At 73.8% G+C, this 19,670-nt stretch carries 19 protein-coding genes; 11 read left to right on the top strand and 8 right to left on the bottom strand.

Annotated elements, in window-relative coordinates:
• Nucleotides 1-62: 62 nt before the first annotated feature.
• Together FH715_RS26965 and FH715_RS26960 are read left to right on the top strand one after the other, a co-directional pair.
• Entirely contained in the window at nt 63-632 is a 570-nt protein-coding gene (locus FH715_RS26965; RefSeq protein ID WP_170184846.1) for an ATP-binding protein, read from the top strand.
• Nucleotides 633-928: 296 nt separating this feature from the next.
• Entirely contained in the window at nt 929-2,917 is a 1,989-nt protein-coding gene (locus FH715_RS26960) for an AMP-dependent synthetase/ligase (protein ID WP_425472778.1), read from the top strand.
• A gap of 174 nt (nt 2,918-3,091) precedes the next feature.
• On the opposite strand, the gene FH715_RS26955 is transcribed toward FH715_RS26960, so the two are convergent.
• Nucleotides 3,092-3,295, bottom strand: a complete 204-nt coding sequence (locus tag FH715_RS26955) for a cold-shock protein (protein ID WP_097233593.1) — start codon at nt 3,293-3,295, stop codon at nt 3,092-3,094.
• Nucleotides 3,296-3,527: 232 nt separating this feature from the next.
• On the opposite strand from FH715_RS26955, the gene FH715_RS26950 reads away from it, so the two are divergent.
• The 3 genes from FH715_RS26950 (at nt 3,528) to mqnC (ending at nt 7,263) form a co-directional block, all read left to right on the top strand.
• Nucleotides 3,528-4,379: a menaquinone biosynthetic enzyme MqnA/MqnD family protein gene (locus FH715_RS26950; RefSeq protein ID WP_211367786.1), complete on the top strand. Its 852-nt coding sequence runs from the start codon at nt 3,528-3,530 to the stop codon at nt 4,377-4,379.
• Nucleotides 4,379-5,965 (top strand): serine/threonine-protein kinase, encoded by a 1,587-nt coding sequence (locus FH715_RS26945; protein WP_139649925.1) that lies wholly within the window; start codon nt 4,379-4,381, stop codon nt 5,963-5,965. Before FH715_RS26950 ends, FH715_RS26945 begins: the two co-directional genes overlap by 1 nt.
• Nucleotides 5,966-6,066: 101 nt before the next feature.
• Nucleotides 6,067-7,263, top strand: a complete 1,197-nt coding sequence (gene mqnC / locus FH715_RS26940; RefSeq protein ID WP_139649975.1) for a cyclic dehypoxanthinyl futalosine synthase — start codon at nt 6,067-6,069, stop codon at nt 7,261-7,263.
• 206 nt (nt 7,264-7,469) lie between these two features.
• Here the strand turns inward: mqnC and FH715_RS26935 are convergent, their stop codons facing one another.
• Entirely contained in the window at nt 7,470-7,958 is a 489-nt protein-coding gene (locus FH715_RS26935) for a hypothetical protein (RefSeq protein WP_139649923.1), read from the bottom strand.
• Between the two features lie 201 nt (nt 7,959-8,159).
• Nucleotides 8,160-8,735, bottom strand: coding sequence for a TerD family protein (locus tag FH715_RS26930; RefSeq protein WP_139649921.1), 576 nt, complete (start codon nt 8,733-8,735; stop codon nt 8,160-8,162).
• 184 nt (nt 8,736-8,919) lie between these two features.
• Here FH715_RS26930 and arfB point away from each other — a divergent pair, with 184 nt between their 5' ends.
• Nucleotides 8,920-9,363, top strand: a complete 444-nt coding sequence (gene arfB / locus FH715_RS26925) for an alternative ribosome rescue aminoacyl-tRNA hydrolase ArfB (protein ID WP_139649919.1) — start codon at nt 8,920-8,922, stop codon at nt 9,361-9,363.
• Nucleotides 9,364-9,382: 19 nt separating this feature from the next.
• On the opposite strand, the gene FH715_RS26920 is transcribed toward arfB, so the two are convergent.
• Complete coding sequence (locus FH715_RS26920; protein WP_246109003.1) at nt 9,383-9,883, bottom strand: flavin reductase family protein; 501 nt, start codon at nt 9,881-9,883, stop codon at nt 9,383-9,385.
• 309 nt (nt 9,884-10,192) lie between these two features.
• On the opposite strand from FH715_RS26920, the gene cdgB reads away from it, so the two are divergent.
• Both cdgB and FH715_RS26910 read left to right on the top strand, forming a co-directional pair.
• Complete coding sequence (gene cdgB / locus FH715_RS26915; protein WP_139649915.1) at nt 10,193-11,827, top strand: diguanylate cyclase CdgB; 1,635 nt, start codon at nt 10,193-10,195, stop codon at nt 11,825-11,827.
• A gap of 421 nt (nt 11,828-12,248) precedes the next feature.
• On the top strand, nt 12,249-13,151 hold the full coding sequence (locus FH715_RS26910; RefSeq protein ID WP_139649913.1) for a carbohydrate-binding protein: 903 nt from the start codon (nt 12,249-12,251) through the stop codon (nt 13,149-13,151).
• Here FH715_RS26910 and FH715_RS26905 read toward each other — a convergent pair.
• From FH715_RS26905 to FH715_RS26890, 4 genes are read right to left on the bottom strand one after another with little or no spacing between them, the layout of a single operon-like run.
• Nucleotides 13,132-14,046, bottom strand: a complete 915-nt coding sequence (locus FH715_RS26905; protein WP_139649911.1) for a class II fructose-bisphosphate aldolase — start codon at nt 14,044-14,046, stop codon at nt 13,132-13,134. The two genes, FH715_RS26910 and FH715_RS26905, sit on opposite strands and share 20 nt — an antisense overlap.
• Nucleotides 14,043-15,272 carry an N-acetylglucosamine-6-phosphate deacetylase gene (gene nagA, locus FH715_RS26900; protein WP_139649909.1) on the bottom strand — a complete coding sequence of 410 codons (1,230 nt, stop codon included), beginning with the start codon at nt 15,270-15,272 and terminating at the stop codon, nt 14,043-14,045. The genes FH715_RS26905 and nagA overlap by 4 nt, the downstream gene beginning before the upstream one ends.
• Nucleotides 15,269-16,246 carry an ROK family protein gene (locus FH715_RS26895; RefSeq protein WP_139649908.1) on the bottom strand — a complete coding sequence of 326 codons (978 nt, stop codon included), beginning with the start codon at nt 16,244-16,246 and terminating at the stop codon, nt 15,269-15,271. The genes nagA and FH715_RS26895 overlap by 4 nt, the downstream gene beginning before the upstream one ends.
• A 42-nt stretch (nt 16,247-16,288) precedes the next feature.
• Nucleotides 16,289-17,218, bottom strand: coding sequence for an SIS domain-containing protein (locus FH715_RS26890; protein ID WP_139649906.1), 930 nt, complete (start codon nt 17,216-17,218; stop codon nt 16,289-16,291).
• A 151-nt stretch (nt 17,219-17,369) separates the two neighbouring features.
• Here FH715_RS26890 and FH715_RS26885 point away from each other — a divergent pair, with 151 nt between their 5' ends.
• From FH715_RS26885 to FH715_RS26875, 3 genes are all read left to right on the top strand, one after another.
• Nucleotides 17,370-17,588 carry a DUF3263 domain-containing protein gene (locus tag FH715_RS26885; RefSeq protein ID WP_139649971.1) on the top strand — a complete coding sequence of 73 codons (219 nt, stop codon included), beginning with the start codon at nt 17,370-17,372 and terminating at the stop codon, nt 17,586-17,588.
• Between the two features lie 10 nt (nt 17,589-17,598).
• Nucleotides 17,599-18,444, top strand: coding sequence for a trehalose-phosphatase (gene otsB / locus FH715_RS26880; protein ID WP_139649904.1), 846 nt, complete (start codon nt 17,599-17,601; stop codon nt 18,442-18,444).
• Between the two features lie 326 nt (nt 18,445-18,770).
• Nucleotides 18,771-19,637, top strand: coding sequence for a M23 family metallopeptidase (locus FH715_RS26875; protein WP_139649902.1), 867 nt, complete (start codon nt 18,771-18,773; stop codon nt 19,635-19,637).
• Nucleotides 19,638-19,670 lie beyond the last annotated feature (33 nt).

Here is a 19,670-nt window from a genome sequence, read left to right as displayed (position 1 = left end):
TGGTTTCGACGGGCGCCCGGCGCCCGGAACGTCATCGAGCCGGCCGATCGAGGGGGGAGACCATGTCGTCGCCGGAGATGAGGAGCGCGCCGCGCCTGGTGGCGCCGCCCGCGCCCCGTGAGCCCGTGGTGCTGTCCAGTGCGTACCGTTTCCGTTCGATCACCCTCATCGCGGACTACCGCGACACCCCGGCCGCCGCCCGGCACACGGCGCGCCATGTGCTGGGGGAGTGGGGCCTGTCCGAGCTCGCCGACGACGTGGAGCTGTGCGTCTCCGAGTTGGTGGGGAACGCGATCCACCACGCGGCGCCCGACGGTCGTCGGGTGCAACTCGCCGGCGAGCGGCGGGTGGTGGTGGCGTTCCGCTACTGGCCGCGTTCGCTCTTCGTCGAGGTCTCGGACGAGGACTCCACCCCGCCGACGCTGCCCGCCGGCGACCGGGTCGACCCGTCTCCGGGGTCGGAGGACGCGCTGCTGGCCGAGGGCGGCAGGGGGCTGTTCATCGTGCAGAGCCTCGCCGACGCCACCTGGTGGGCGCCGGTCGACCAGGGGGGCAAGAGTGTGTTCTGCCGGTTCGATCTCGCGGAGGATCGGGGCAGAGAGGATGACCGGGAGGGCACGAACGGAGGCTGAGGTTCCGCCGGGAACGCGCCGCGCGGCACGTCCCGGATCTGTCGCGAAGTGGACCCCCGGGCCCGTCCGACCCTGAGACGGCACACCCGCCGGAGCGGCTCGACGGCGGGAGTGCCGTATGTCAGGAACTCTGACGTGAGCACGCACCCACCCGCAAGAGGAGGCGCGCCCTCCCCGATGTGACGCCCGTCGCAGCTGCAGGAGTTGACATTCGGTGGCAGGAACCGGCCGAACCGGCACAGCAGCCGTGGTGGAACGGTGAAAGCCCCGGTCAGCGCCGGACGAGGCGCGGCAGAATGCACCCACTCCGCCTTTACCCCAGGGCGGTGACCGGGAGGACCGCGATGCCGCACGCCCCGCTGGAGACCACAGCGCCCCACCGACCGACGCCACAGCTGCACCGCGAGGAGGGGCGGGTGGTCGCCGTGGCCACCCCGCCCCCCGGACCCTCACCCGGGCGCGGCACCCTGGCCGACATCCCGTATGTGAACGCGCTCGCGGCGCCGGAGCTGCCGATTCTCAGCCGCCGACAGGCGGACGGGAGTTGGCGCGATGTCAGCGCCGCCGCGTTCGCCGAGGAGGTGACCGCGCTCGCCAAGGGGCTGACCGCGCACGGGCTCCAGCCCGGCGACCGACTGGCCGTCATGTCCAGGACCCGGTACGAGTGGACGCTGCTGGACTTCGCCGCCTGGGCCGCCGGCCTGGTCACCGTGCCGATCTACCCCGAGTCCTCCGCCCAACAGCTCAGTTGGATGCTCCGGGACTCCGGCGCCAGGGCCTGCGTGGTCGAGACCGCGGAGGAGGCCCGCCGGCTGAGCGCCGTCCGCCAGGAGCTCTCGGGGGTGGCGCACGTCTGGCAGCTCACCGCGCTGGGCGCGGGACAGGGCGGGGTGCTGGGCCAGATCGCGGCGGCCGGGCGCGGGGCGCCGGACCGGACCGTCGCCGAGAACCGGCAGCACCTCACCCCCGGCCACGCCGCGACCCTCGTCTACACCTCGGGCACCACGGGGACGATCCGCGGCTGCGTGCTCACCCACGCCAACCTGATGGCCGAACTCGACGGCGCCATCGAGCTGTTCGGCGCGGTCTTCGCCCCCGACCCCGAGGACCCGGAGCAGACCCCGCCCAGCACGCTGCTGTTCCTCCCGATGGCTCATGTGCTGGGCCGCGTCGTCTCGCTGGCCTGTGTGCGGGCCAGGGTGCGGCTGGGGCACGCGTCGGGGGTCGCCGCCGCCGAACTGTCGGCGGACCTCGCCTCGTTCCGGCCGACGTTCCTCTTCGCCGTCCCCCAGCTACTGGAGAAGGTCTTCAACGCCGCCCGCGCCAGCGCCGAGACCGCGGGGCGCGGCAGCGCCTTCGACCGCGCCGCGCGGATAGCCAGGCGGCTGGGGGCCGCGGGGGAGGCGGAGGCCGAGGCGCGGCCGGGCGTGGGGCTGCGGGCCGCGCGCTCGCTCTACGAGCCGCTGGTCTACCGGAGGATCAGGGAGCGGCTCGGCGGCCGGCTGCGGCACGTGATCTGCGGCGGGGCGCCGCTGGGCAGCCGGCTCGCCACCTTCTACGAGGGCATCGGGGTCGCCGTCCACGAGGGCTACGGCCTCACCGAGACCTCGGCGGCCGTCACCGTGAACTCCCCCGGCGCCCGCCGCCTCGGCACCGTCGGCCGGCCGCTGCCGGGCGCGGCCGTGCGCGTCGCCAGGAACGGCGAGGTGCTGGTGCGCGGCGCCCAGGTCTTCGCCGGCTACTGGGACGGCGAACGGGGCCGGGTGGTGCCGGGCACCGACGCCGAGGGCTGGTTCGCGACGGGGGACCTGGGCTCCCTGGACGAGGACGGCTTTCTGACCATCATCGGACGGCAGAAGGACCTGATCATCACCGCGCGGGGCAGGACCGTGGCGCCCGAGCCGGTCGAGGAGGCGCTGCGCGCCCACGCGCTGGTCGGCCACTGCCTGGTGGTCGGCGACCAACTCCCCCATCTCGCCGCCCTGATCACCCTGGACCCGGACGGCCTCGCACACTGGCGCGCCCTCCGCGAGCGGGGCAGGACCCCGCTCTCCCGGCTGGTCGAGGACCCCGAACTCCTCGCCGACGTGGGGAAGGCGGTCTCCACCGCCGAACGGGTACTTCCCGAAGGGGAGTCCATTCGACGATTCCGGGTGATTCCCCAGGAGTTCACCGTGGAAGGGGGACAGCTCACCCCGTCGCTCAAGATTCGCCGGGCCGCCGTTCTCCACGACTACGCCGACATCCTTGAGGAGCTGTACGCCCCGGAGGGCGCGGAGGGTTAGCGCCCTCGGGCGGGGAGGGGGTGAGCGCCCTCGCACGAGGAGAAGCCGACGGAGGATTTCCCCGGTGCGGGAAATCCTCCGGGGATTCTTCGGTGAAACCCCCGGAACGCAACAAAAGAAGCCCCTGCCAGCCGACAGGGGCTTCTCTGGTTGTCACGCCGGAAAACTGGCGTTTCAGACCACGCTGACGTTCTCAGCCTGGGGACCCTTCGGACCCTGGGTGACATCGAAGGTCACGGTCTGGCTCTCCTCAAGAGAACGGAAACCGGTGGCGTTGATAGCGGAGTAGTGAACGAAGACATCAGGGCCGCCGCCATCCTGGGCGATGAAACCAAAGCCCTTCTCGGCGTTGAACCACTTGACGGTTCCGGTAGCCATAAGCCCTCCCTGGGCCTAAAAGGGTCGCCCTGCTCCAGAACCTGCATGAAGCCTGAAAACGACGAAAGCCCGCGGTCACATGCTCCGCAGGCTCGTACTGCAAGGGAAACCAAACTGCAACTCGCCGCGAGCCTAGCACGGGGTGTGCACGCTCGGAAGAGCAGAGATCACCCGTGAGGTGGACCTGTCCCTGAACGTTGGCTCGCACGACCTCAGGCGTACCCTCCCTAAGGTGACTACACACCACCCAAGTCGCCCCCGTGTCGGACACATCCAGTTCCTCAACTGCCTCCCCCTCTACTGGGGACTCGCCCGGACGGGAAGCCTGCTGGACCTGGAGCTGGCGAAGGACACCCCGGAGCGCTTGGGTGAGCGGTTGGTGGCGGGGGAGCTGGACATGGGGCCGGTCTCCCTCATGGACTTCTTCGGTCACTCGGACGAGCTGGTGCCGCTCGCCGACATCGCCGTCGGCTGCGACGGCCCGGTGATGTCCTGCGTGATCGTCTCCCAGGTGCCGCTGGACCGGCTGGACGGCGCCCGGGTCGCGCTCGGCTCCACCTCGCGCACCTCGGTGCGGCTGGCCAGGCTGCTGCTGTCGGAGGCGTACGGCGTCACCCCCGACTACTACACCTGCCCGCCCGACCTCGGGCTGATGATGCGGGAGGCCGACGCCGGCGTGCTGATCGGCGACGCCGCGCTGCGCGCCTCGCTGCACGACGCGCCGCGGCTGGGCCTGGAGGTGCACGACCTGGGGGAGATGTGGCACGCCTGGACCGGGCTGCCGTTCGTCTTCGCCGTCTGGTGTGTGCGGCGCGGCTATCTCGCCGACCACCCGGAGACGGTGCGCGAGGTGCACCGCGCCTTCCTCTCCTCCCGCGACCTCTCCCTGACCGAGGTGGCCAAGGTCGCCGAGCAGGCCGCGCGGTGGGAGGACTTCGACGCCGAGGTGCTGGAACGCTACTTCACCACCCTGGACTTCCGGCTGGGCGAACGCCAGCTGGCCGGCATGGCCGAGTTCGGCCGACGGGTCGGCCGGGACGGCGCCCCCGACGTGGAACTGCTGCCGGCGCCGGAGCCGCGCTGATGGACCCGCTGACCGTCGACGACCCTCGTGCGGTCGGCTCCTACCGGCTGTTGGGCAGGCTGGGGCGCGGCGGGATGGGGCGGGTCTATCTGGGGCGCAGCGCCGGCGGGCGCACCGTCGCGGTCAAGCTGGTCCACCCGCACATCGCCGACCAGGGGCGCTTCCGGGCGCGGTTCGCCCGCGAGGTCGCCGCGGCCCGGCTGGTCGGCGGCGACTGGACCGCGCCGGTGCTGGACGCCGACCCGGAGGCCGAGGTGCCGTGGGTCGCGACCGGCTATGTCGCGGGGCCCGACCTGGAGCAGGCGGTCGCCGCGCACGGCGCCGTCCCGCCGCGCACGGTGCGGGCGTTGGGCGCCGGGCTGGCCGAGGGGCTCGCGGCGGTGCACGGGCGCGGCCTGGTGCACCGGGACGTGAAGCCCTCCAACGTGCTGCTGGCGCTGGACGGGCCCCGGCTGATCGACTTCGGCATCGCCAGGGCGACCGAGGCGGGCGACACCACCCGGCTGACCACGACGGGAGTCTCGGTCGGCTCGCCCGGCTACATGTCGCCCGAGCAGGCGCTGGGCGACGACCTCGGGCCGCCGACCGACGTGTTCTCGTTCGGCGCGGTGCTGGCGTTCGCCGCCGGCGGGCAGGCGCCGTTCCGCGGTACCGGGGTGGCGCAGCTGCTGTACCGGGTGGTCCACGAGCCGCCGGAGCTCGACGCGGTGCCGGACGAGCTGCGCCCGCTGGTCGCCGCCTGCCTGGCGAAGCGGCCCGCCGACCGGCCGACGCCGGCCGAGATCGCCGCCGAGCTGGCGGGGCGGGCGCCGGCCGCGACCCTGCTCGGCCCCGGCTGGCTGCCGCAGCCGCTGGTGGAGGAGGTCAGCCGGCGTGCGGTGCGGCTGCTCGACCTGGACGCGGGCGAGGCGGAGGGCGAACGGGGCGCGGGCGGCGGAGCGGACGCGGGTGGTGCCCGCGCGCCCGATCCGAGGCTGGCGATGACCGCCTCTTCCGCGCCGCAGCCGCCCACCCAGGACGCCGGCACCCGCGCCCCGCCGCCCCCTCCTTCCGGGATGCCGCCGGACTCTTCCTCTTCCGCGGCGCCCCCGGCTCCCTCCGCGACGCCGACCGCCCGGTCGGGACGCCGGCGCGCGGTGGCGGTGGCCGCGGTCGCCGGGGCCCTGGCCCTCGCGGGTGGCGGCGCGCTGTGGCTGCTGGGCGACGAGGAGAAGGGGACCGGCGAGGCGACCGTCCCCGAGCGCTACCTCGGTGTCTGGGAGGGCGACGTCCGCGCGGGCGGCCTGCCGCTGGGAACCATCCTGGTCGAGGTCTCCGACGGCCGGGTCGGCGAGCAGGTGGGCGCCGCGACCTCCAGCGACGCGATCGGCCTGAACAGCTGCGTGGACCGGCTGACCCTCACCGAGGTCACCGGGGACGAGCTGACCCTGGAGGCCGAACTCGACCCGCACCGCTCCACGTTGGCCTCCACCTGTGTGCCCGACCCCTACGCCTTCGTGCTGCGGCCCGCCGGGGACGAGCTGCTGGAGTTCCACGGCTACGCCGAGGGCAACGAGAACGAGGGCACGCTGCGTCGCGAGTCCTGACCGCGGAGGGGCGGGGCGGGCGCGGGGGCTTCGAGGCCCGTCGGGGGCGCTGACGTAGGCTGAGGCGGTTGGAGGCCACCGGAACCGTCGAAGGGAACGTGATGGGCGCCGCCGAGTTCACCAGCGTGCTGGACCGGGCCGCCGAGGGCGGGCGGATCACCCCCGAGGAGGCGCTGGACCTCTACCGTTCCGCGCCGTTGCACGCCCTGGGGCGCGCGGCCGACGCCGTGCGCCGCCGGCGCTACGCGGGCGTGGAACACATCGCGACGTACATCATCGAGCGGAACATCAACTACACCAACGCCTGCGTCACCGCCTGCAAGTTCTGCGCGTTCTACGCCCCGCCCAAGAGCGACAGGGTCTGGACGCGGGACCTCGACGACATCCTCCGGCGCTGCGCCGAGACGGTGGAGCTGGGCGGCACCCAGATCATGTTCCAGGGCGGACACCACCCGGACTACGGCGTTGAGTACTACGAACGCCACTTCTCCGCGATCAAGGAGGCGTTCCCCGAGCTGGTGATCCACTCGCTCGGCGCCTCCGAGGTGGCGCACATGGCGCGGATCTCCGGCGTCGGCGTCGAGGAGGCCATCCGCCGCATCCACGCCGCCGGGCTCGACTCGTTCGCCGGCGCCGGCGCCGAGCTGCTTCCCGCGCGCCCGCGCAACGCGATCGCCCCGCTCAAGGAGTCGGGCGAGGAGTGGCTGTCGATCATGGAGACCGCCCACGAGCTGGGCGTCGAGTCGACCTGCACGATGCTGATGGGCACCGGCGAGACCAACGCCGAACGGATCGAGCACCTGCGGATGGTGCGCGACGTCCAGGACCGCACGGGCGGCTTCCGGGCGTTCATCCCCTACACCTACCAGCCGGAGAACAACCATCTGCGCGGCCAGACCCAGGCGACGCTCTTCGAGTACCTGCGGCTGATCGCGGTGGCCCGGCTCTTCCTGGACAACGTGGCGCACATCCAGGGCTCCTGGCTGACCACCGGCAAGGAGGTCGGCCAACTCTCGCTGCACTACGGGGCGGACGACCTCGGCTCGGTGATGCTGGAGGAGAACGTGGTCTCCTCGGCCGGCGCGAAGCACCGTTCGAACCGGATGGAGCTGATCCGGCTGATCCGCGACGCCGGCCGGGTGCCGGCGCAGCGGGCGACGACCTACGAGCACCTGGCGGTGCACGAGGACCCGGCGCTGGACCCGGTGGACGACCGGGTGGTCTCCCACCTGTCCTCCACCGCGATCGACGGCGGCACGGCCCACCCCGAGCTGCGCCTGGTGAACGCGGAGTCCTGACCGACGGTCGTCCTTGCCGGACGGGGCGGGGTTGTCGGTCCGGTGAATCGTCGTCCGCGCCCCGTCGGGGGCGCGGGGCCGTCGACGACGGTCCGGTGCCGGCGAGGTGGGTGGTCGTCCGTGTCCTGGTGTGGGGTTGCTCGCGCAGTTCCCCGCGCCCCTTGTGGGGGTTGACGTGGTCGGTCAGGTGCCGGTCCGTGACCCCGTCAGGGGACCGTCGCGAGGAGTTCGTCCAGGGCCTCGTGGAAGGCGCGGGCGCTCGCCGCGTCGGCGGGGTTGTCGAAGCCGAGCAGCGGGAGGTTCACCTCGGCGGCCGAGATGGTGTCGTCCTGGCTGGCGTTCCAGCGGATGATCTCCGCCAGTGCGCGGGACGCGGCGTAGCCGGCCGGGCTGATCCGGCGGTAGTCGGGGTGGATGCGGGCCACCCGGTCCTCGCCCAGCACCATGGGGCGGGTCGGCGGCACCACGAGGTACTTGGGCCAGTCGTCCTCGTGCGTGTTCTCGATGATCTGCGCGCGGTCCCAGCGCGGGTGCCCGCCGAGCCGGGGGAAGGCGTGGACCCCGGACACCACCATCGCGTCCACCGGCACCGGCGAACGCGCCCCCAGGTGGATGATCACCTCGGGCGCGTCGGCGCGCGCGCGTCGCCAGGTGTCGAGCGTCGCCGCCTTCCGTGAGGTGATGACGATCTGCATGGGGCCATACCCTTCAGTACGGCGTGGGGGAAGGCAAGTCCCCATGCCGTGCGGGCACAAGGCGTCCTCGACGTTCATGCCGCCTGCCCCGGAGGGCAGTTGAAATCGCGACCCTGAGTGACGTTCCCGCCCGAACGGCGGCGGCCCCCGGACGGGTCGAACCGTCCGGGGGCCGCGTCAGGCGTCAGCCTCGGGGATACCTCAGATGTTGACGCCGAAGTCCTGGGCGATGCCGGCCAGGCCGGAGGCGTAGCCCTGGCCGACGGCGCGGAACTTCCAGTCGGCACCGCTGCGGTACAGCTCGCCGAAGACCATGGCGGTCTCGGTCGAGGCGTCCTCGGTCAGGTCGTAACGAGCCAGCTCGTTCTCGTCGGCCTGGTTGATCACCCGGATGAACGCGTTCCGCACCTGGCCGAAGTTCTGGCCGCGGTTGTCGGCGTCGTGGATCGAGACCGGGAAGACGATCTTGTCGACCTCCGGCGGCAGGCCCGCCAGCCCGACCTTGATCTGCTCGTCGTCGCCCTCGCCCTCACCGGTGAGGTTGTCACCGGTGTGCTGGATGGTGCCGTCCGGGGTGGCGAGGTTGTTGTAGAAGATGAAGTGCTGGTCCGAGACGATCTTGCCGGAGCTGTCCACCGCGAGGGCGCTGGCGTCCAGGTCGAAGTCGGTACCGGTGGTGGTGCGGACGTCCCAGCCCAGGCCGACGGTGACCGCGGTCAGTCCTGGAGCCTCCTTGCTCAGCGAGACGTTGCCGCCCTTGGACAGGCTCACACCCATGGAGAAATCCCCTTAGTCCGGATCGTTCTGGTCTTCTTTGCGAAGACGTTACTCTCACTGATCTCAACGATGTCAGCCGAGGCGGGGTTCCACGGTGGGGTCGCGGAAAACTCAGGGAAAAGTGCGGGTTCCGCGCCCCTCCGGGTGGGAAACCGTGGTGCGCGTCGGCGGGGGAGGCGGGACCATGGAACGCATGTCCGGTCCCTATCCCATCCGCGGCGCGGTCCACGTGCCCGAGTCGGAGCTGCGCTGGCGGTTCTCGCGTTCCTCGGGCCCGGGCGGCCAGCACGTCAACACCTCCGACACCCAGGCCGAGTTGCGCTTCGACCTGGCCGCCACCACGGCGCTGCCCGAGGTGTGGAAGGAACGCGCGCTGGAGCGGCTCTCCGGCCGGCTGACCGACGGGGGTGTCCTGGTGGTCCGCGCCAGCGAGCACCGTTCGCAGTGGCGCAACCGGGAGGCGGCGGCCCGGCGGCTGGCCGAGTTGCTGGCCGAGGCCACCGCGCCGCCGGCAAGGCCGCGCCGTCCGAAGAAGAAGCCGCGTGCGCTGGTGGAGCGCCGGCTGCGGGAGAAGCGTCGCCGTTCCGACGTGAAGAAGGGGCGTTCGGGCCGCGCGGGTTGGGACTGACCGCCGCGACCCGTTCCGTTCAGTCCAGCCGCCGGTAGTCGCCCCGGTAGTACAGCAGCGGGTCTTCCGCCCCGGGGGCGAGGGCGGTGCGCAGCACCCGGCCGATGACCAGGGTGTGGTCGCCCGCCTCGACCCGGCTCTCCGTCTCGCACTCCAGCGTCGCGAGCGCGCCCTCGACGAGCGGTGCCCCGGTCAACTCCCCGAGCGTGTGCGGGACCTCGCGGAAGAGCAGCCGGTCGCTGAGGCGTCCGCTCATCGCGAACCGGCCGGCCAGCACGCGCTGTTCGGCGCCGAGCAGGGAGGCGGCCCAGCGACCGCTCTGCTCCAGCACCTCGTCCATTCGCGAGCCGCCGCGGACGCTGACCAGCACCAGCGGCGGGTCCAGCGAGACGGAGAGGAACGCCGTCGCCGTCATCCCGGCCGGGGCCCCCGTGGGGCCGTCGTCCTCGTCGTGCGCCGTGACCAGCACCACGGCGCCGGCCAGCCGGGCCATCGCGCTTCGGAACTCGTCCTCGCCCACCCCCTCGGGACGCGCCGGCCGGGTACGGCCGGCCGATCCGGGGGTGCCGGCGGAAGGGGTCGGGGGGGCCGCACTGGCCGGTCTCGCTGGTTGGGACACAACGGCACGCTAGCCGCCCGGAGGAGGGAAACGCATCGGGCCACGGAACCAGGGCTTTGTCCCGACTCGTCCTACAACCCGCGATCGACCCTGTCCGCACTGTGACATGGGTCACAGTAGGCTACTAATCGCTGACCCTGTGTACCTAGCGAACAGCTCCCTGTGATTCAGTGGCCTCTATATCTGCACGTGCATTCACCCGGGGGAGTGATGGAAACGGAGACGGAGCCGTATGTGCGCCTCGCTTCGCTGCGGGAGTTGCACCAGGTCGTCGCCCAGCTCAACACGGCCCGCAGCATGGCGGACACCCTCCAGACCGTCGCCGACGGCAGCGTGGACGCGCTCGGCTTCGAGCTGGCCTCGGTCAACGTGGTCAGACCCGACGGTGACCTGCTCGTGGCCGCCGTCGCCGGCGCCGACCAGGTGGAGGTCGACAAGGCCGAGGCCGCCATCGCCGGACGCACCGGCTCCCGCGCCTCCTGGGAGCGCAGGCTCACGATGGGGGAGCGCTGGGGAGAGCTGCGCTTCATCCCCTACACCGAGGGCTGGGTCCTCGACCACGACGACGTTCCCCAGTGGCACACCACGGGCCCGGCGCCCCGTTTCCCCGACGAGTGGCACCCGATGGACCGGCTCTTCGCGCCGATGTACGCCTCGGACGGCGAACTGCTGGCCGTCCTGGAGGTCGACAAGCCGCGCAACGGCCGCCGCCCGGGCCCCTGGGGCTGCGAGGCACTCCAGCTCTACGCGTCACAGGCCGCCATCGCCATCAGCAACGCCAGGCTGCGCGGCAACATGCAGCGCGCGCTCGTCCGGCTCGAACGCGAGCAGGAGGCGCTGCGCGCCAGCGAGGAGAGCTTCCGGCAGGCGTTCGAGTACGCGCCCAGCGGGATGGCCATCGCCGAGGTCGGCGGCGACAGCGACGGCCGGCTGCTGCGGGTCAACGACGCGCTCTGCCGGCTGCTCGGCCGCACCGTCGCCGTGCTGCGCCGCTACAGCTTCGCCGACCTGGTCCACCCCGAGGACATGGGCACGCTGCTGCGCACCGCCAACGACGGCGGCCGGGCCGAGCTGCGGCTGGCCCGCAAGGACGGCAGCTATCTGTGGGTCAACCTGCGGAACTCGGTGGTCGCCGACCCGGCGGCCGGGCCGCAGGTTCAGCTGACCCACGTCGAGGACATCGAGGAACGCAAGCGCCACGAGCTGGCGCTGGCGCACCGCGCGAGCCACGACGCGCTCACCGGGCTGCCCAACAGCGCGGAGCTGCGCGCCCGCCTCGGCTCCCGGATCTGCGCCAACCCACCGGAGTCCCGCCGCCCCTACCCGGCGCCCGCGGCCGAGGCGCCGCGCGCCGCGGCGTTCGACGCGTTCGGGACCGGAGTCCACCGGCCGCACTCGTTCGACCACCACGAGCACGTGCTCCAGCCGGACGCCCCCGGGGGCGACGGCAAGGGCCTTGCGGTGCTCTTCTGCGACCTGGACGGCTTCAAGTCGATCAACGACAGGTTCGGGCACGTGTGCGGAGACGCGGTGCTGGTCGAGGTCGCGCGCCGGCTGGAGCAGGGCGTGCGGGACAACGACACGGTCGCGCGGCTCGGCGGCGACGAGTTCGTGGTCCTCGCGGAGGGCCTCGGGCCGCGCGACGCGGCCGACCTGGCGGTGCGGCTGCGCAGCGCGATCGTGCCGGCGATCCGGGTCGAGGGGCGCTCGGTGCGGGTGGGCGGCAGCTTCGGCATCGGCTGGGCGGCGTGCGGGATGACGACGGAGGAGATCCTGGAGTCGGCCGACCAGCGGATGTACGTCGAGAAGCGGTCCCGCGCGCAGGGGCGCCGCCGAGCGGGGTGACCTCCGGTCGGGCAGCGGTCGACAACCGGCCTTGCCGGCCGGGGTGGGGTGTCGTCCTCGGCCGGGTGTGTGGTTGTTCGCACCGTTTCCCGCGCCCCTGGTGTGGGTGGGCGTGGTCGGTCGGGCGCGGGTTCACGTTCGGTAGGTGGCGGCCTGTTTGGGGGCGCGGGGAACTGCGCGGTGCATTTGTGGCGGGGGTGGTCGACCATGGTCCGCGCCGGCAAGGCGGGTTGTCGGCGTGAGCCCGGTGTGGGGTCGCTCGCGCGCCCCGCGGGGGTTGCGTGGGCGGTCGGCCGCACCCCGTGGGGCCGGTGTGGCACCGGCGAGGTGCGTTGGCCCGGGGGGTCCCTCGAACGGGGTAGGCTCGCGCCCAGACACATGGGGTGGGACGTGTGGTACCGCAACGAAGGAGCGGCAGTCGATGAGCGCGGGGAACAGCGGCCAGGGTACGCCGGACGGGGGCGACGACCCCTTCGGGTACCTCTATCGCCCGGAGGCCGGCCAGGCTCCGCCGCCCTCTGGCCCTCGGCAGCCCTCCTACAACCAGGTGCGCCCGGTGGGGGAGCGCACGTTCGGGGGACAGCAGGGGTACCGGCAGCAGCACTCGCCGGACGCCAGGTACGCGGCTCCCGAGACGCAGCCGGGGGGCGGGGACGGCTACGGCGGCCCGCCGTCCGACCGACGCAGGGGGAACCAGGACAACCGCCGCAACGGGCTGCTGCTGGGCGCCATCGCCGTCGTGCTCGCCGTGGTCATCGGGGTCGGTGCCGCGATCCTCTTCAGCAACGGTGGCGACGACGACAAGGCGGGCGGCGAGGAGACCCAGGAGCCGACCGGCGGCCCGGATGACGACGGCGAGACCGAGGGCGGCGACGAGGAGGAGCCGCCGGAGGAGCCGGAGCCCGACGGCCTGCCGGTCGCGGACGTGACCCAGCTGCCGCTGGGGGGCGACGCCGCGCTGGAGTCGAACTTCGGGGGCGCCAGGTCCGAGTCCGGTTCCTACATCGCCCTCATGGACCGGCAGGGTTCCACGATCACCTGGACGTTCGACTTCCAGGGCGACCCGGGCGCCTACCGGCTCTACATCGGCTACTCGGTGGTCAGCGACGACCAGACCATGGCCTTCTCGGTCAACGGCACGCCCCGCGAGGACCCGGTCAAGCTCAAGGACTGGAACGAGGCCAGCGACGACTGGGAAGACAGCTGGGTCACCACCTACAACCTGGTCGAGGTCGAGGAGGGCGAGAACACGGTCCAGCTGTCCTGCCCGGACTCCTGCGAGGTGGCGATCGACCAGATCTACCTCAGCGAGGACGCGGGCTGACCCCGTCCGCCGTCCCACCCCGCGCCGGCGGGACGGCCGGCGCGGCGCCGTTCAGCACCGCGAGCAGCCGCGTCACCGTCTCGGTCATCGCCGCTCGCCCGTCGGCCAGATAACGTCGCGGATCGACCAGTCCCGGTTCGCCGGCGAGGCGTTCGCGCACCGCTCCGGTCAGTGCGACGTTCAGCGCGGTGCCGACGTTGATCTTCGTCATCCCGGAGCGCACCGCCGCCCGCAGCTCCTCGTCCGGCACCCCCGACGAGCCGTGCAGCACCAGCGGCACGCCGACCGCCGCCCGCAGCTCGGCGATCAGCGGCTGGTCGAGTGCGGCGTCCCTGACCGTCATGGCGTGGCTGCTGCCCACCGCCACCGCGAGCGCGTCGACCCCCGTGGCCGCGGCGAACTCCGCCGCCTCCCCGGGGTCGGTGCGCACCCCGGGGGTGTGCGCGTCGCCCGGCTTGCCGCCGATCCGGCCCAGCTCGGCCTCCACCGCCAGCCCGTGCTCCCGCCCGAAGGCGACGGCCGCCGAGGTGGCCGCCACGTTCTCCTCCGCGGGGAGCGCCGAGCCGTCGAACATCAACGACCCGAACCCCGCCGCCGGCGCCTCCCGCAGCAGCCGCCGCCCCAGCGGCCCGTCGTCGAGATGGTCCAGATGCAGCGCCAGCGGCACCGGCGCGGCCCGCGCCAGCGCGGTCAACGCGGCGGCCAGCGGCGCCAGTTCGCCGCCGTGGTGTGCCACCGCGTTCTGCGACAGCTGGAGCACCGCCGGCACGCCGGCGCGCGCCGCGCCGGCGGCGACCGCCTGGGCGTGCTCCAGGGTGATCACGTTGAACGCGCCCAGCGCGCGCCCGTCCGCGCGCGCCCGGGCGAGCAGCGGCCCCAGCGTGGCCGAGGTCACGGCCGCACCAGCCACTCGCCGCGGCGCAGCACGCCCTCCACCCGGAAGGCGTCGTCCAGTACCACCAGGTCGGCGTGCTTGCCCACCTCGATCGACCCCACCCGGTCGTCGACGCCCAGCAGCCGCGCCGGCGTCGTCGACAGCGCCCGCACCGCGTCCACCACCGACAGCCCGTCCCGCGTCACCGACCGGCGCAGCGCCCGGTCGAGGGTCAGCGTGGAGCCGGCGATGGCGCCGGTCCCCGGCGGCGTCCGTTCGTCGCTGATCCGCGCCACCCCCTCGACCACCTCGACGCGCAGCGGCCCCAACGGGTAGCTGCCGTCGCCCATGCCGGCCGCGCCCATGGCGTCCGTGATCAACGCGACCCGGTCGGCGCCCGCCGAACGGAACGCCAGCGTCAGCACCGAGGGGTGCAGATGCGTCCCGTCGTTGATCAGCTCGACGGTCACCCGCTCGTCCTCCAGCAGCGCGGCGATCGGCCCCGGCACGCGGTGCGCCAGCGGCGGCATCGCGTTGAAGAGATGGGTCGCGACGGCGGCGCCCGCGTCGATCGCGCGCCGGGTCACCTCGTAACTCGCGTCCGTGTGCCCGACGGCGGCCAGCACCCCCAGCTCGGTCAGCAGCCGCACCGAGGCCAGCCCGCCGGGCCGCTCGGGGGCGAGGGTCATCATCCGGGCGGTGCCCCTGGCCGCCTCCACCAGCTTGCGGACATCCGCCGGGTCGGGGTCGCGCAGCAACGTCGGGTCGTGGGCGCCGCAGCGGTTCTCCGCGATGAACGGGCCCTCGAAGTGCAGCCCGGCCAGCTCGCCCTGCTCCACCAGTTCGCTGAGCGCCCCGGCCTGTACCGCCAGGTCGTCCAGCGCGCCGGTCACCGTGGAGGCCACCATCGTGGTGGTGCCGTGCGCCCGGTGGGTCCCGATCACCCGCAGCGCCTCCTCGGCGCTCCCCGCGGAGAACGAGGCGCCACCGCCGCCGTGCACGTGGAGGTCGACGAAGCCCGGCACCAGCCAGCGCCCGCCGAGGTCGACCACGGCGGTCGACCCGGGATCGCGCGAGGCGCCGTCCACGATCAGCCCGTTCTCGTACACGACCTCGCCGTCGGCCACCACGCCGCCGGGCGTCACCACCCGGGCGCCGGTGAGCCGGGTGCGCGCCGCGCGGCCGGTGGGGACGGCGAACGCGACCGGCTCCGAGGCGGGTCGTGCTGCGTGGGGGGTCGCGGTCACGGGGAAACCTCCGGGATCTGGGGGAGTTGGCTGTGGTCCCAGGCGAGCAGGCCGGCGCCGAGGCAGCCGGCCGACTCCCCGAGCGCGGCGGGGACCACCTCGGGAAGCCGCTGGAAGGTGGCCTTCGCGGCCAGCGCCGAGCGCAGCGGGTCGAGCAGCGTCTCGCCGGCCTCGGCGAGCCCGCCGCCGACGATCACCACCTCGGGGTCGAGCAGGTTGACCACGACCAGCAGGCCGTCGGCCAGCGCGTCCACGGCGTTCCGCCAGACCCCGTTGGCGCGGGCGTCGCCGGTCCGCACGGCGCGGGCCGCGTCGGCGGCGCTGGCGCCGGCCGCGCCCGAGGACTCGGCCCAGGCCCGGCCGACGGCCGAGGCGGAGGCCACCGTCTCCAGACAGCCGTACTGCCCGCAGCCGCACCGGGGGCCGCCGGGGCGCACGACCACGTGCCCGATCTCCCCCGCGCCCCCGTGCGCCCCCGGCTCCATCCGGTCACCGACGCCGATGGCCCCGGCGATCCCGGTGCCCAGCGCCACGAAGAAGAAGCGTCCGACGCCGGCGCCCGCGCCCAGCCGCCCCTCGGCCAGCCCGCCGGTCCGCACGTCGTGCCCGAGTACCACCGGCACGTCGCCCGCTCCCTCGGCCGCCAGCCGCTCGCCCACCAGCGCGGCGAGCGGGACGTCGCGCCAGCCAAGGTTGGCGCTGTAGCCGGCGACGCCGGCGGCCTCGTCGACGACGCCGGGCACGGCGAGCCCCACGCCGGCCGGCGGGCCGCCGCGTCGGGCCAGGCCCTCGGCTGCCAACTCGGCGACCAGGTCCAGGATGCCGGCGACCACCGCCCGCGGCCCCTCGGTCGCGGTGTCCCGACGCACGCGCAGAAACGGTTCCTTGTCGCTACCGGTCAACGCGGCCTTGATCGTGGTGCCCCCGACGTCGAGGGCGATCACGTAGTTGGCTTGGTGCTCCTGGAGACTCACACGCGCCAGTCTCGCCCCGAAACCACCAAGAGGTCTAGTCCACTACCGCAAGATCACCGAACGAGTGAGCCCGCGCGGCCGATCCGGGTCCAGCCCGCGCGCCCCCGCGACGGCCACCGCGAGCCGCTGCGCGACCACCAGCGAGGCCAACGGATCCCCCGGCGCCGGACCCCACAACGTGGCGCCGGCGGACCGCACCCGCTCCGCCACGCCCTCGGGCGCCGGCGTGAACAACCACACCACGCGCCCCGCGCCCGCGATGGCGATCGGCCCGTGCCGGTACTCCATCGACGGGTACGCCTCCGTCCAACCCCCGGCCGCCTCCCGCATCTTGAGCGCCGCCTCCAGCGCGAGACCGTAGGCCCAGCCGGCGCCGAGGAACGTCCACTGCCCCGCCGCCAGCGCCGCGTCCGGCAGCGGGCTCGCCAGCGCGGCCTCCGCGTCCGCGACCGAGGCCGCCGCCGGCCCCTCGCCGACCGTGGTCAGCCCCGCCCGCAGAAACGTCAACGCGGTCGTCGCGAACACCGTCTGCACCACGGAGCGTTCGTCCGCCCAGTCCAGCACCACCGCCCGGTCGGCCGCGCGCCCCACCGGCGTCTCGCCGTCGGCGGTCAGCGCCAGCAGCGGCACCCGGGGGTGGCGCGCGCGCAGCGCGACCAGCAGGTCGGCGACCTCCGTCGTGGTACCGGAGCGCGAGATGGCCACCACCCGGTCGTACGCCCGGCGCACGGGGAACTCGGAGGCCGCGAACGCGTCCGTCTCGCCCTCGCCCGCCGCCTCCCGCAGCGCCGCGTAGGCGAGCGCGACGAACCACGAGGTGCCGCAGCCGGTCACCGCGACCCGCTCCCCGGGGAGCGGCAGCGCGTCCGCCGGCGCACCGGCACGGGCGGAGCGCGCCTCCTCGATCGCGCGCCGCCAGGCGTCGGGTTGGGCCGCGATCTCGGACGAGGTGAGGCTGCCTGCGACCGTCATGGGCGTCTCCTGTCGTGGACGGGGCTTTCGGGTCATTGTCGGTGGCGCTGGTTAACATGCCCAGGTGAGTGGGGAATCGACGGAAGTTCCGGAACCGGCTAGTCAGTCGCCGCCGGCCGAGCCGCCGCCAGCCGAGTCGGCGTCCGCCGGCCTGGGGGAGCGCGACCGGGCCGTGCTCGCCCTGGAGCGGCGCTCCTGGCCGAGCCCCGGCGCCAAGGAGCGCGCGATACGCGAGCGGCTCGGCATCTCGCCGACCCGCTACTACCAGCTGTTGAACGCCCTGTTGGACGACCCGTCGGCCCTCGCCCACGACCCGGTGACGGTCAACCGACTGCGACGCCGTCGTGACGCCAGGCGAGCCCGTCGGTAGGCTCCCCGCCATGGGCAGCCTCCCCTCTCGCGTCCCCTCACACCTCCCCGAACCCACCACCGACGCCGGACGCGCGGGCCTCGCCGCGTTGTTGAACCGGCCGTCGGGGGCGTTGATCGCCCTCGACTTCGACGGCACCGTCGCCCCCATCGTCGACGACCCCGAGCGCGCCAGGGCCCACCCCGACACGGTGCCCGCGCTGGCCAGGCTCGCAGGCCGGGTCGCCGCGATCGCGGTGATCACCGGACGCCCGGCCGAAGTCGCCGTCCGCCTCGGCGGGTTCGCCGACCATCCCGAGCTGAGCGGCCTCGTCGTGCTGGGCGCGTACGGCGCGGAGCGCTGGGACGCCGCCACCGGGCGGCTGCGCACGCCGCCGCCGCACCCCGGCGTCGCCGCCGCGCGCGCGGAGCTTCCGGAGCTGGCCGGCCCGAGCGGCGCGTTCGTCGAGGACAAGGGGAACGCGCTCGCCGTCCACACGCGGCGGGCCGCCGACCCGAGCGGTGCGTTCGAGGCGCTGCGCGAGCCGTTGACACGGCTGGCCGAGCGGCACGAGCTGCGCGTGGAGCCGGGGCGGCTGGTGCTGGAGCTGCGGCCCGACGGCATGGACAAGGGCGCGGCGCTGACCTCGCTGGTCGCCGAGGTCGGCGCGACCTCGGTGCTCTACGGGGGCGACGACCTCGGTGACCTCCCGGCCTTCGCGGCCGTCGCGGAGCTGGCGGCCGGCGGCGTTCCCGGGCTGCGGGTGTGCAGCGGCAGCGCCGAGGTGACGGCCCTCGCCGAGGCGACCGACCTGACGGTCGACGGCCCGGCGGGCCTGGCGGCCCTTCTGACGCGGCTGGCGGAGGCGATGCGGTAGGTGCTGGCGGGGGGCGTCGTTGTCCTCGGCCCGGTGGGTGGTTGCTCGCGCAGTTCCCCGCGCCCCTGGTTGTGGTGGGCGTGGTCGTTCGGGTGCGGGTTCACGTTCGGTAGGTGGCGGCCTGTCTGGGGGCGCGGGGAACTGCGCGGTGCATTCGTGGCGGGCCGCAGTCGACTATGGTCCTGGCCGGCCGGGGCGGGGTGTCGTCCTCGGCCCGGTGGTGGGTTGCTGAACCCCCGAAGGGCTCACGTGTTGAGAGACCGCACACGGGGTAGACCCGAGCGCGTCGCAACATGTGCATGTCATAACCATCGGGAGGAACCTCGATGCTCCGCCAGCCCCCGCCCGGGCGCCGGCCGCGCCCGTTCCGGGTCGCCGTGCTCGCCCTCTTCACGCTGCTCGCCGCCCTGCTCACCGTGCCCGCCGCCCAGGCGGACGCGGGAACGACGGCCGCCCCGGCGTTCAAGGCGCCGTTCCCCTGCGGACAGCAGTGGACCTACAGCCACCACTCCGCCGAGGTGCGCCGCGCGCTGGACTTCGTCCGCAGCGACGGCGGGGCCACACACGGAGCACCCGTGCTCGCCTCGGCCGCCGGCACCGCCACCCGCCACGACCAGCCCTCCGGCGCCGGCCAGTACATCGTGATCGACCACGGCGGCGGCTGGCAGACCTACTACTTCCACCTGGATACCTTCGGCGTGCCCGACGGCGCCTCCGTCGCCCAGGGCGAGCCGATCGGCACCACCGGTACCACCGGCAACTCCTCCGGCTCGCACATCCACTACGAGCAGCTGCTCAACGGCGTCGGCCAGGACATCGTGATCAACGGCACCGGCCTGCCCTACCCCGGCTCCTACGGCCAGGAGCATCTGGCCAGCGACAACGGCTGCGACGGCGGCACCCCGGACCGCTACTGGGTGGACACCTTCGCCGCCACCGACGGCTACGCGGACGCCTCCACCGCCTCCCCGCAGGGGCTGCTGCGGCAGGGGACCCACTACGTCTACTGCAAGGTCGCCGGCGCGCGGTACGAGGGGACCAGCGGTTTCAACACCTGGTGGCTGCGGACCGACCTCGACGAGGTCTACCCGGGCGGCGACGGGAACGGCGCCTACGTCCCCGCCTACTACCTCTCCCGATGGGGCGACGACGAGGCCAGGGACAACAGCGGCAACGTCATCCCCGACTGCTGACCGACCCGACCCGACCCGACCCGACGCGCCCGC

This window comes from Streptomyces sedi, from assembly GCF_006335015.1.
In the GTDB taxonomy this organism is placed as follows: Bacteria; Actinomycetota; Actinomycetes; order Streptomycetales; family Streptomycetaceae; genus Streptomyces; species Streptomyces sedi.
The sequence above is the reverse complement of the archived record's forward strand: the minus strand, read 5'-3'. Positions and strand labels throughout refer to the sequence as shown.